Source organism: Bradyrhizobium sp. CSA207, from assembly GCF_029051685.1.
In the GTDB taxonomy this organism is placed as follows: Bacteria; Pseudomonadota; Alphaproteobacteria; order Rhizobiales; family Xanthobacteraceae; genus Bradyrhizobium.
Window position 1 is genome coordinate 170,713 of sequence record NZ_JAACFT010000006.1, and the last position, 12,703, is coordinate 183,415.

A 12,703-nucleotide genomic window follows, 5' to 3' on the forward strand; every position below is an offset into this window, starting at 1 on the left:
CGAATTGGAGAACAGCAGCATGACGCGGCAGATGGTACTGGTCGGCTTCCTCCAGGCACAGAACTGCACCAACTTGCCGAGCTCCTGGCGGCATCCGGACTCGCGCCACGATTCGATGTCGGCGGACTACTATCAGCAGATCGCGCGCATCCTGGAAGCCGGCAAATTCCACATGGCTTTTTTCGACGACCGCCTGGCGATGCCGGACCGCTACGGCAACGATCACGCCCACACCGTCGAATACGGCATCCGCTGCGTGAAGATGGACCCGCTGATCGTGCTGACCACGATGGGCTTGGTCACCGACAAGCTCGGGCTGGGAGCGACCTGCTCGACCACCTATTACGAACCCTTCGACGTTGCACGCCGCTTCGCAACACTGGATCTGATGTCCGGCGGGCGCGCCGGCTGGAATGTCGTGACCTCGCTCAATGACGGCGAGGCGCTCAACATGGGCAAGGACTCCCATCCCGAGCACGACTCCCGCTACGACCGCGCCGACGAATTCATGGAGGTCGTGCTCGGCCATTGGGACACTTGGGAGGATGGCGCGCTCATCATGGACAAGAAGAGCGGCCGTTTCGCCGATCCGGCCAAGGTGAAGCGACTCGATCACAACGGACCGGCCTTCAAGTCGCGCGGACCGTTCACGGTGCCGCGCTCTGACCAGGGCCATCCCGTGATCATCCAGGCCGGCGCGTCCGGCCGCGGCCAGCGCTTTGCCGGGCGCTGGGGTGAGGTGATTTTCACCGCCGCGCGCAATCTCGCCGCAGCAAAGGACGGCTACGCGGCCGTGCGCAACGAGGCTGCCAAGGCCGGCCGCGATCCCGACCAGATGTTCCTCTGCAACCTGACGACGCCGGTTTGCGGCGCGACCAAATCCGAAGCCGAGGACAAGATGGCGCTGATCAACGAGCTGCCGCTCCAGATCGACGCGCTGTCGCTGCTCGCCGAGGCCCTCAACTACGATTTCGCCTCAAAGGATCTCGACGAGCCGCTGACGACGGAAGAACTCAAGAGCATGCAAGGCATCTTGGGCATCCGCGACGGCGTTTTGAAGAATTCGGGCAAGAGCAATCCGAGCGCCCGGGACTTCGTCACCTTCTCCGGCCGCGGCCAGCTTCAGGACGCGATGGTCGGTGGGCCCAAAGAGGTCGCAGACAGACTCGAAGAGATGTTCGTCGAGCGCGGCTGCGACGGTTTCGTTATCGCGGCGACCTATGTGCCCGGCTCCTACGCCGACTTCGTGCGCCATGTCGTGCCGGAATTGCAGCGCCGCGGCTTGTTCCAGAAGGACTATCGCGGCAAGACGCTGCGCGAGAATCTCGGGCTGAAGCGGCCGGCTGCCGGCGCCTGGAAAGTGCAGCCGCGCGACGCTGCGGAATAGTGGGAGGATCCGACATGCGCTGGCTGAAATTCACCGCCTCGGGCAAGACCTCCTGGGGGATCGTTGAAGGCGACCAGCTAATCGCGGTCGACGGCGATCCCTTCGGGGAATGGCAACGCACCTCGAAGACGCTTGCCTTATCGCAAGTGAAGATCGAGCTGCCGCTGATCCCGCGCACCTTCTATTGCGTCGGCTTGAACTATCTGAAGCATCTGAAGGAGGCCGCCGACAAGCGCGGCGAGGTGCCGGCCGTCCCTGACAGACCCGAGATCGGCTATCGCGCGCAGAACGCGCTGATCGCGCATGACGAGGAGGTTGTGATCCCGTCTTTCGCGACCGAGAAGATTCACTACGAGGGCGAACTCGTCGTCGTCATCGGCAAGAAGGTGAAGCATCTCACGGAGGAGAACGCGATGGATTGCGTGTTCGGCTACACCATCGGCAACGATGTCAGCGAGCGCAGCTGGCAGAAGGCCGATTGCAGCCTGTGGCGGTCGAAGAACGCCGACACCTTCAAGCCAATGGGCCCATGGATCGAGACCGAGGCCGATCTCGCCAAGATGCAGACCGTCGTCCGCGTCAACGGCAAGGAGACCAACCGCTTCCATACCAACGACATGATCTTCGGCGTGGTACCGTTCCTGATCGAGCTGTCCAAGTACTTCACGTTGTGGCCCGGCGACGTGATCTGGATGGGCACCGACGGCGCCTCGCCCGACATCAAGCACGGCGATGTCGTGGAGATTGATATCACCGGCATTGGCACGCTGCGAAATCGATTCGTGCGTGAGCAGCGGTAGCCTGTACACTTGGCTGCGAGGCCGACTATCCGACCTCATTCTGAGGAGCGCGTTTTCGCGCGTCTCGAAGGGTGAAGGCCCCGCTCTTGGCCTCGCCCTTCGAGACGCTTGCTCCGCAAGCCCTCAGGATGAGGAGATAGATTTGCGCAGGTATCTTTTCAAAACGGCAGCGCCACGCTCGTCTTGATTTCCTTCAGCACCACGTTGCTGCGGACGTAGCGGATGCCGGGGATGCGAAACATGAATTCGTCGAGGAACCTGTTGTAGGCCGCCATGTCCTGCACGACGACACGCAAATGATAGTCGGCGTCGCCCGTCGTCGCAAAACACTCCAGCACCTCGCGGCGCGTCGTCACCCGGGCCACAAATTCATCGACGAATTTGGCGTCGTGCCGTTCAAGCGAGACATGGAGGATGGCGGACATCGCAAAGCCGGCCTGCTCGCGCGCGACCAGCGCCGCATAGCCCCGGATGACGCCGGTCTCCTCGAGCGCGCGCACCCGCCGCCAGCAGGCCGAGGTCGACATGCCAACCTCATCGGCAAGCTGCTGATTGGTGGCGCGGCCGTCCTTCTGGAGATGGCCGAGAATCCGTGCGTCCTGGTCTTCAATCATGCAGGCACCTTCGCTTGGTAGATTATGCCATAATGCGACACAATTTGCAATGTTTTACCGAAATGACAGTCTGATCGGAATGAATAGGTAAGACCTACCAGCGCCCCAAGCTTAACATTTGCCGATCCGACAGGGACGCCGCGCGAGGTCCGCCATGGACGCCATTCCGTCACTCGATACCTACGAGCTCTCCGACCGCTACGACCGCGAGGAGGGCCGAGTCTTCCTCACGGGCACGCAGGCGATCGTCCGCATTGCGCTCGACCAGGCGCGACGCGATCGCGCCGAAGGACTGAACACCGCCGGCTTCATCTCCGGCTATCGTGGCTCGCCGCTCGGCGGCATCGATCTCGAGCTCTGGCGCATCAACGAGCGCCTGAAGCGGGACCGCATCGAATTCCTCCCTGCCGTCAACGAGGACCTCGCCGCGACCGCGGTGCTCGGCTCGCAGCAGGTCGAGACGCAATCCGACCGCGAGGTCGATGGCGTGTTCGGACTTTGGTACGGTAAGGGACCCGGCGTCGACCGCTCCGGCGATGCGCTCAAGCACGGCAATGCCTACGGCTCCTCGCCGCATGGCGGCGTGCTTGTCGTCGCCGGCGACGACCATGGCTGCGTCTCCTCCTCGATGCCGCACCAGTCCGATGTCGCCTTCATGAGTTGGTTCATGCCGACGCTGCATCCGGCCAGCGTCGGCGAATATCTCGCGTTCGGCGAATATGGCTACGCGCTGAGCCGCTTCTCCGGCATGTGGGTCGGCTTCAAGGCGATCTCGGAGATCGTGGAGTCAGGCGCATCCGTCGCGCTGCGCCCGCCGCGCCTGTTTCGCACGCCAGACTTCACACTGCCGCCGGGCGGGTTGCACTATCGCTGGCCCGATCTGCCGGGGCCGCAGATCGAGGAGCGGCTGGAGGCGAAGAAGCATGCGGTCTACGCCTTTGCCAAAGCCAATCCGATCGACCGCCACATCTACGACATTGCCAACGCCACCTACGGCATCGTCACGACAGGCAAGGCGCATCTCGACCTGATGGAAGCGCTGCGGCTGATCGGGCTGGACGAAGCCGCGTGCCGCAGCATCGGCGTCGACATCTACAAGGTCGGCATGGTCTGGCCGCTGGCGCTGCATGACGCGATGACATTCGTGAAGGGCAAGCGCGAGATTCTCGTGGTCGAGGAAAAGCGCGGCATCATCGAGAGCCAGTTCAAGGAGTATTTCTACGACTATCCGGGCACAAAGCCCGAGCGCATGGTCGGCAAGCACGACGAGACCGGCGCACGGCTGATCTCCTGGATCGGCGAATTGTCGCCGCGCGCGCTGGCTGGCGTGCTTGCACGCCGGCTCGATCCAATGTTTCCGGGCCTCAATCTCGCCGTGCGCGCCGCCGCGCTGTTGCCTGAGGCGGCGCGCACGATCAACGTCGCCGGTGCGACACGCACGCCCTATTTCTGCTCGGGCTGCCCACACAATACGTCCACGAAAGTCCCGGACGGTTCGAAGGCGCTGGCCGGCATCGGTTGCCATTTCATGGCGAGCTGGATGGACCGCGAGACTTCGTCGCTGATCCAGATGGGCGGCGAAGGCGTGAACTGGGCGGCCTCGTCACGATTCACCGGCCACAAGCACATCTTCCAGAATCTTGGCGAAGGCACCTATTATCATTCCGGCTCGATGGCGATCCGGCAGGCGATCGCGGCGAAGGCCAACATCACCTACAAGATCCTGTTCAACGATGCGGTGGCAATGACCGGCGGCCAGCCGGTCGACGGCCCCGTCAGTGTGCATGCGATTGCGCACAGCGTCCGCGCGGAAGGCGTGGCACGGATTGCGCTGGTATCGGATGAGCCATCGCAGTTTTCGCCAGCGGACCTGCCCATCGGCGTGACCATTCACCCGCGCGAGGAAATGGACGCTGTACAGCGCGAACTGCGCGACATCCCCGGCGTCTCCGTGCTGGTCTATCAGCAGACCTGCGCCACGGAAAAACGGCGGCGGCGCAAGCGCGGACAGATCGCCGACCCCAAGCGCTTTGCCTATATCAACGATCTCGTCTGTGAAGGTTGCGGCGACTGCTCGGTTGAATCCAACTGCCTCAGTGTCGAACCGAAGGAGACGCCGTTCGGCCGCAAGCGGCGGATCAATCTGTCGGCTTGCAATAAGGATTTCTCCTGCCTCAACGGTTTCTGCCCGAGCTTCGTCACCGTCGAGGGTGCGACGCGCCGGAAGAAGGCCGCTAGCCAGATCGACGCGGTCGGCCGTGCGGCGACGCTTCTCTTGCCTGCGCCCGTCTCGCTCGATCGTCCCTACGACCTGCTCGTGACCGGTGTCGGCGGCACCGGCGTGATCACCGTCGGCGCCCTGATCGGCATGGCTGCGCATCTCGAACGCCGCGGCGTCTCAGTCCTGGATTTCACTGGCTTTGCACAAAAATTCGGCCCTGTGCTGAGCTACATCCGCCTTGCTGCAAGCCCTGAGATGCTGCATCAGGTTCGCGTCGACCAGGGCGCGACCGATGCGCTGATCGGCTGCGATCTCGTGGTGAGCTCCTCGCCAAAAGCGTCCGGCACCTACCGCCGCGGCACGCGCGCCGCGATCAACACGGCGGAGATGCCGACCGGTGACGTCGTCCGCTTCCGCGACGCCGATCTCGCCTCGCCCGCCCGCCTGCGCGAGATCCGCCAGGTCATCGGCGAGAATAATCTCGATGCCATCAACGCGAACGAGCTCGCTGAACGACTGCTCGGCGACGCCGTCTATGCCAATATCATCATGCTCGGCTTCGCCTGGCAGCATGGATTGGTCCCGATCTCGTTGCAAGCGCTATTGCGCGCGATCGAGCTCAACGGTGTCGCGATCGAAAGCAACAAGCAGGCGTTTGCCTGGGGCCGGATCGCTGCCGCCGATCCGGATTCGATGCCGAAGCCGGATGGCGCTCCAATATCCGAGACGCTTGACCAACTCATCGACCGGCGCGCTGAGTTCCTCATCGCCTATCAGGATGCCGCTTATGCAACGCGCTACCGGACGCTCGTGGCGAAAGTCCGCAATGCGGAGGCGGCGTTGGGCAGCGAGGCGCTGACCGAGGCGGTCGCGCGCGCCCTGTTCAAGCTGATGGCCTACAAGGACGAATACGAGGTGGCGCGCCTGCACATGCAGAGCGGCTTCCTCGACGAATTGAAGCGCGAATTCGACGGCGACTTCAGCATCAAGTATCATCTCGCGCCGCCCTTGCTTCCGTCGAAGCGCGATGCCCGCGGTCGTCCGCGCAAACGCGCCTTCGGCCAGTGGATCCAGATGCCGCTGTCCGCGCTCGCGCGATTCAAAGGATTGCGCGGCACGCCCTTCGATCCATTCGGCTACACGGCCGAACGGCGGACGGAGCGGGAGCTGATCGGCTGGTACCAGGGGTTGATCGATCGGATGCTCGACGGTCTCGACGCCGAGCGCCTCTCTGATGTTGTCGCGGTCGCCAAAGCCCCGATGGATATCCGCGGCTACGGGCCGGTGAAGGATGTGGCTATTGCGAAGGTGAGGGCCGAGGTGGAACGCCTGCTTGCGGATTTGACCGCATCGCGGCCGCCAAAGATGCGGGCCACCGGTTGACGCGACGCCGACGAAGCCTCAGCCTCACGTCTTGAAGGGGCACCGTCACGATGCCCTTGCATTCGGGTGACGCATCATGGATTTCGACCAGTTGACCCTGACCCAGGCCGCAGCCGACCTCCGCGCTGGAACAGTGACGAGCACAGCGCTTACTACAGAAGCGCTGGCCCGCGCCAAAGCCAATGCCGACCTGAACGCCTTCGTCACCCTGGACGAGGCCGGCGCCTTGAAGGCTGCTGCGGCATTCGACGCGAACGGCGACAGGGACAAGCCGCTCGGCGGTGTTCCCATTGTGATCAAGGACAATATCGAGGTCGCGGGACTGCCCTGTAGCGCGGGCACACCGGCGCTGAAAGATTATGTGCCGCGCGCCGATGCGCCGGTGGTCACAAAACTGCGGGCCGCAGGCGCGGTCATCATCGGCAAGACCAGCATGCACGAGCTCGCCTTCGGCATCTCCGGCTACAACACGGCGTTCAAGACCGGCCCAGAGTTCGGTGTGCGCAACGCCTATGATCGCGCCATGATTGCCGGCGGCTCCTCGTCCGGAACGGGCGCCGCGATCGGAGCGCGAATCGTCGCGGGCGGGCTCGGCACCGACACCGGCGGTTCGGTCCGGGTGCCGGCTGCGCTGAACGGATGCGCGTCGTTACGCCCGACCGTCGACCGCTATCCGCAAGCGGGCATCGCGCCGATCTCGCACACGCGCGATACCGCCGGCCCGATGGCTGCGACCATGGCCGACGTCGCGCTGCTCGACCGCGTCATCGCGGGTGGCGATGCGGTGGTGCCAGCTGATCTCGCGGGGGTGCGGATTGGCATCGTGAGGACGATGCTCGTCAATCTCGATGCCGACACCGAGGCCGCCTTCCACGCGACCGTCACGCAGATGAAAGCGCAAGGCATCGCGGTGGTGGAGATCGAGATGCCGGAGCTCGCCGGGCTCAACGGCCAGGTCGGCTTCCCGGTCGCGCTGTACGAGGCCTATGACGACATGGTCGCCTATCTCGCGCACACCGGCACCGGCATCACCATCGAAGCACTGGCGCAGGAGATCGCCAGCCCCGACGTCAAGGGCACCTATGACGGCCTGGTGATCCTACGCAAACTGCCCGGTCCCGATAATACACTTGTCGACGCCAAGCCGATCTATGACGCAGCCGTCAAGACTGCGCGTCCGGCGCTGCAGGCGCTCTACGGCAAGACTTTTGCCGACAACCGGCTGGACGCCATCGCCTTCCCGACCACGCCGCGCGTCGCGATTGCCTCCAACCCGGACTCCAGCAGCCTCGAGAATTTCGGCCTCTTCATCCAGAACACCGATCCCGGCAGCAATGCCGGCATTCCCGGCGTCCAAATTCCGATCGCGCTGGGCGCCAGCAGCCAGTTGCCGATCGGCCTCGAGCTGGACGGACCGGCGGGCAGCGATCGTCGCCTGCTCGCGATTGGAATGGCGCTGGAGCAGGTGTTCGGTCGCCTGCCACCGCCGTCGCACTGAAGCGAACACATGTCTATCTCCTCACCCTGAGGAGCTTGCGAAGCAAGCGATCTCGTTCTGGGCGATCCACCCGGTGAAGGTAAAGGCGTCGGTGGCGTGAGGGGCGTTGCCTCCGCGCTTTCAATTGTCATGCCCCGCGAAGGCGGGGCATCCAGTATCCCAGAGACAGCGAGATACAAAACAACCGCCACAGCGTACTGGATCGCCCGGTCAAGCCGGACGATGACGGCGGAGCATGTAGCGAGCAAGTCGCACCCATCGTCTCCGTCGATTGCGTTGGCCTAAACCGCCGTCGCCTTCGCGAACTCCACATAAATCTCGCGCAGCCGCGTCGCCATGGGACCCGGCTTGCCATCGCCGACCTTCTGGCCGTCGATCGCGACCACCGGCTGCACGAACAGCGAGGCCGAGGTGGCGAACGCTTCTTTGGCGGCGCGCGCTTCGGCGACCGTGAAGGAACGTTCCTCGACGCGGAGCTGGCGCTCTTCGGCCAATGCCACCACGGCCTTGCGGGTGCAGCCCGGCAGGATCGCATTGGAGTTCTTGCGGGTCACGATGACGTCGTCCTTGGTCAGGATGAACGCCGAGGACGATCCGCCCTCGGTGACATACCCGTCCTCCAGCATCCAGGCTTCACCAGCGCCGGCTTCGGCCGCGGCCTGCTTCGCCAGCACCTGCGCCAGCAGCGCCACGCTCTTGATGTCGCGCCGCTCCCAGCGGATGTCGGGCACCGTGATCACGTTGATACCGGTCTTGGCCGAGGACGCGTTGATGATGTCCTTTTCAGAGGTGAACATCACCAGGCTCGACTTGACGTCGCCCTTGGGGAAGGCGAAGTCGCGGCCCTTGTCGGCACCGCGCGTCACCTGGAGATAGACGAGGCCGCTTGCGACGTTATTGCGCGCAATCAGCTCCTTCTGGATCGCGGTGATGCGCTCGATGGTTTCCGGCAGCTTCAGCTTTATCTCGCCGACCGAGCGCTCCAGCCGCGCCAGATGCGAGGCGTTGTCGACCAGCTTGCCGTCGAGCACGGCCGAAACCTCGTAGATGCCGTCGGCGAACAGGAAGCCGCGATCGAGGACCGAGACTTTGGCCTCCGAGAGCGGGACGAATGAGCCGTTGACGTAGGCAATCGAGTCCAAGGCAGGTCTCCTGGTGGGGAAAGGGGAAATCAGCGCGCTTATACGTCAATTGGAGGCACCGAGCACCCCCTCGATTCGTCATTCCGAGGCGGCGCGAAGCGGCGAGCTTTGATGCGCAATTGCGCATCAAAGAATCCATTTCACCTCGTGTACTGCCGCCCGATGGATTCCGGGCCCGCGCCAAGCGGCGTGTCCCGGAATGACGACTGAGTTAGTGGGAGAGAATCTTCGACAAGAACTTCTGTGCGCGGTCGCTGCGCGGCTTGCCGAAGAAATCGTCCTTCGGCGCGTCCTCGACGATCTCGCCGCGGTCCATGAAGATCACGCGATTGGCAACCTTGCGGGCAAAGCCCATCTCGTGGGTGACGACCATCATGGTCATGCCCTCATGGGCGAGGTCGACCATGACGTCGAGCACCTCACTCACCATTTCGGGGTCGAGCGCCGAGGTCGGCTCGTCGAACAGCATGACGATGGGGTCCATGGCGAGCGCGCGCGCAATCGCCACGCGCTGCTGCTGGCCGCCGGAAAGCTGCGCAGGAAACTTCTGCGCCTGTTCCTTCAGCCCGACGCGCTCCAGCAGCATCATGCCCTTCGTGACTGCCTTGTCGCGCGGCCGGTCGAGCACCTTTTGTTGCGCGAGGCAGAGATTGTCGATGATCTTCAGATGCGGAAACAGCTCGAAGTGCTGGAACACCATGCCGACCCGCGAGCGCAGTTTCGGCAAATTGGTCTTGGGATCGTTGACCTTGGTGCCGTCGACACTGATGTCACCGCTCTGGAACGGCTCCAATGCATTGACGCATTTGATCAGCGTCGACTTGCCCGAGCCCGAGGGCCCACAGACTACGACCACCTCGCCCTTGGTGACGCTGGTGGTGCAGTCGGTCAGCACCTGGAAAGTCGGGCTGTACCATTTGTTGACGTGGCTGATTTCGATCATGTGCTTCTCAAGCGCCTCGGCAAACTCGGTTCACCTCTCCCAAGGGGAGAGGTCGGCGCATCGCGCCGGGTGAGGGGTTCAGGTCTGTCGTTGGAGCGGGACCCCTCACCCGGATGGCTAGAGCGATCCGACCTCTCCCTATGGGAGAGGTGAAGAGGAGCCCGCTTCCAGATCTCAAATCCAAATTCCACCTATCGAATGATGGCGATGCGCGCCTGGAGGCGGCGGACGCCAAAGGACGCAACACAGGAAATGGTGAAATAGACGACGGCAGCGAACAGATACATCTCGACCAGACGCCCGTCGCGCTGCGCGACCTTGCTCGCCGCGCCCAAAAAGTCCGTGATCGACAACACGTAGACCAGCGAAGTGTCCTGGAACAGCACGATGGTCTGCGTGATCAGGACCGGTAGCATGTTGCGGAACGCCTGCGGCAGCACGACGTAGCGCATGGTTTGGGCATAGGTCAGCCCGAGTGCGTTCGCCGCGGCCGGCTGCCCGCGCGAAATCGACTGGATGCCGGCGCGCATGATCTCGGAGAAATACGCCGCCTCGAACATGATGAAGGTGATGAGCGAGGACGCGAACGCGCCGACGCTGATCGGCCGCGACGCTCCGGTCACCCATTGCCCGATATAGGGCACCAGGAAGTAGAACCAGAAGATCACCAGCACCAGCGGCAGCGAGCGCATAAAGTCGACATAAACGCCGGCGATATGGCCCAGGACCTTGAAGCCGGAGAGCCGCATCAGCGCGATCGCCGTGCCGAAGATCAGGCCGCCGAGTGCGGCGAGCGCCGTCAGCGTCACCGTGAACGTCATGCCCTCGTAGAATAGATAGGGCAGCGCGCGGCGGACGACATCGAAATCGAAATTGCTGAACATGGTGCTATTTCCCCGTGATGTAGCCGGGGATCGCGACGTAGCGCTCGAGGAAGCGCATCGCGGTCACGACGACGGCGTTGACGAGGAGATAGAGGATGGTCGCTGCGGTGAAGGCCTCGAACACCTGGAACGAGAATTCCTGCATCGAGCGCGCCTGTCCGGTGAGTTCGAGCAGGCCGATGGTGATGGCTACGGCCGTGTTCTTGATGGTGTTGAGGAACTCGGACGTCAGCGGCGGCAGGATGATGCGGAACGCCATCGGCAGCAGAATGTAGCGGTAGCCTTGCAATGTTGTCAGGCCCAGCGCGGTCGCTGCCATCTTCTGCCCGCGCGGCAGCGAGCCTATGCCGGCCTGCAACTGCACGGCGACACGTGCCGACATGAAGAACCCGACGCCGATCGCAGCCGTCCAGAACGGCGCGTTCGGCAGTTGCTTCAGCCACAGTCCGGCAGACCTTGGCAGCACTTCCGGCAGCACGAAGAACCACAGGAAGAGTTGCACCAGCAGCGGCATGTTGCGGAAGAATTCGACATAAGCAAAGCCGAACCAGTACGCTCCCTTCGACGGCAGCGTGCGCATCACGCCGACAATCGAGCCGGTGATCAGCGCGATGATCCAGGCGAGCGCACCCGTCTTGAGGGTCAGCACCAATCCCGCCAGCAGCATGTCGAGATAGGTGCCTGTCCCCATCGGGTTCGGCTGGAAGAAAATTCCCCAGTTCCAGTGGTAGTTCACGTGTCCCCCGCGCGAACGCGCCAATCATGGTTATCGCAGGCGCCTATGCAAATGTCCGGCCACTCCCTCCAGATTGGCCGGAATGTGCGCCTCTCCGCGCTTGCAGGGAGAGGCGCACAGCTCGGTTTACTTATAGTCGTTACTTATAGTCGTCCGGGTTCGGCGAGTCCGTGGGCTTGGCGAACTCGTTCTTCAGCTCGGCCGAGATCGGGGTGTTGAGGTTCAGACCCTTCGGCGGGATCTTCTGCGTGAACCACTTGTTGTAGATCTTCTCGCCCTCGCCGGAGGTGTAGAGCGCGGCGGTCGCCGCATCGACTACCTTCTTGAACGGCGCGTCGTCCTTGCGCAGCATGATGCCGTAGGGCTCGGGCTTGGAGAACGCATCCTTCGAGATGACGTAATCGTCCGGCGACTTCGAGCCGGCAACGAGGCTCGCAAGCAGGATGTCGTCCATGACGAAGGCCACCGCGCGGTCGGTTTCGACCATCAGGAAGGATTCGGCGTGATCCTTGGCCGGGATGATGTTGGCGCCGAGGCCGCGCGCGACGTTGGCCTCGGTGAGCTGCTTGATGTTGGTGGTGCCGGCAGTCGAGACCACCGACTTGCCCTTGAGGTCATCGATTGACTTGAGGCCGCTCGACTTCTTGAAGACATAGCGGCTGGCAGTCAGATAATGGGTGTTGGTGAAGGCGACCTGCTTCTGGCGCTCGGCGTTGTTGGTGGTCGAGCCGCATTCGAGGTCGATGGTGCCGTTGGCCATCAGCGGGATGCGGGTCGCCGAGGTGACGGGATTGAGCTTGACTTCGAGCTTGTCGAGCTTGAGCTCCTTCTTCACGGCGTCGACGATCTTGTAGCAGATGTCCATCGCGAACCCGATGGGCTTCTGGTTGTCATCGAGATAGGAGAACGGGATCGAGGAGTCGCGGAAGCCAAGCGTGATCGCGCCGGTGTCCTTGATGTTCTTCAGCGTGCCAGTCAGCTCCTGGGCCCCGGCCTGGCTGACGGCAAAGGTCGCGGCCAGCGCGATGCCGATGGTACGGAAATGTTTCACTTTTTTCTTCCCCTTTCAGGATGATGCGGCCGAATGCAAGCACA

General features: G+C 63.2%; 10 protein-coding genes. 4 read left to right on the forward strand and 6 right to left on the reverse strand.

Annotated features, from left to right (window positions below; translation table 11 throughout):
- Positions 1 to 19 precede the first annotated feature (19 nt).
- Entirely contained in the window at positions 20 to 1,387 is a 1,368-nt protein-coding gene (locus GWG65_RS08675; protein WP_275194980.1) for an LLM class flavin-dependent oxidoreductase, read from the forward strand.
- 14 nt (positions 1,388 to 1,401) lie between these two features.
- Entirely contained in the window at positions 1,402 to 2,187 is a 786-nt protein-coding gene (locus tag GWG65_RS08680) for a fumarylacetoacetate hydrolase family protein (RefSeq protein WP_275194981.1), read from the forward strand.
- 158 nt (positions 2,188 to 2,345) lie between these two features.
- Here the strand turns inward: GWG65_RS08680 and GWG65_RS08685 are convergent, their stop codons facing one another.
- The gene (locus GWG65_RS08685) at positions 2,346 to 2,801 is read right to left on the reverse strand and encodes an Lrp/AsnC family transcriptional regulator (protein WP_275194983.1); all 456 of its coding nucleotides are present in this window, start codon (positions 2,799 to 2,801) and stop codon (positions 2,346 to 2,348) included.
- Positions 2,802 to 2,955: 154 nt separating this feature from the next.
- Between GWG65_RS08685 and GWG65_RS08690 the strand changes: the two genes are divergently transcribed.
- Both GWG65_RS08690 and iaaH read left to right on the forward strand, forming a co-directional pair.
- Positions 2,956 to 6,405, forward strand: coding sequence for an indolepyruvate ferredoxin oxidoreductase family protein (locus GWG65_RS08690; protein ID WP_275194985.1), 3,450 nt, complete (start codon positions 2,956 to 2,958; stop codon positions 6,403 to 6,405).
- 76 nt (positions 6,406 to 6,481) lie between these two features.
- Positions 6,482 to 7,903: an indoleacetamide hydrolase gene (gene iaaH / locus GWG65_RS08695; RefSeq protein WP_275194986.1), complete on the forward strand. Its 1,422-nt coding sequence runs from the start codon at positions 6,482 to 6,484 to the stop codon at positions 7,901 to 7,903.
- A 281-nt stretch (positions 7,904 to 8,184) separates the two neighbouring features.
- On the opposite strand, the gene GWG65_RS08700 is transcribed toward iaaH, so the two are convergent.
- From GWG65_RS08700 to GWG65_RS08720, 5 genes are all read right to left on the reverse strand, one after another.
- Positions 8,185 to 9,045, reverse strand: a complete 861-nt coding sequence (locus tag GWG65_RS08700) for a D-amino-acid transaminase (RefSeq protein ID WP_275194988.1) — start codon at positions 9,043 to 9,045, stop codon at positions 8,185 to 8,187.
- Between the two features lie 211 nt (positions 9,046 to 9,256).
- On the reverse strand, positions 9,257 to 9,988 hold the full coding sequence (locus GWG65_RS08705) for an amino acid ABC transporter ATP-binding protein (protein WP_275194989.1): 732 nt from the start codon (positions 9,986 to 9,988) through the stop codon (positions 9,257 to 9,259).
- 191 nt (positions 9,989 to 10,179) lie between these two features.
- Positions 10,180 to 10,872, reverse strand: a complete 693-nt coding sequence (locus GWG65_RS08710; protein ID WP_275194990.1) for an ABC transporter permease subunit — start codon at positions 10,870 to 10,872, stop codon at positions 10,180 to 10,182.
- A 4-nt stretch (positions 10,873 to 10,876) separates the two neighbouring features.
- Entirely contained in the window at positions 10,877 to 11,608 is a 732-nt protein-coding gene (locus GWG65_RS08715; RefSeq protein WP_275194991.1) for an amino acid ABC transporter permease, read from the reverse strand.
- A 139-nt stretch (positions 11,609 to 11,747) separates the two neighbouring features.
- On the reverse strand, positions 11,748 to 12,659 hold the full coding sequence (locus GWG65_RS08720; protein ID WP_247381418.1) for an amino acid ABC transporter substrate-binding protein: 912 nt from the start codon (positions 12,657 to 12,659) through the stop codon (positions 11,748 to 11,750).
- Positions 12,660 to 12,703 lie beyond the last annotated feature (44 nt).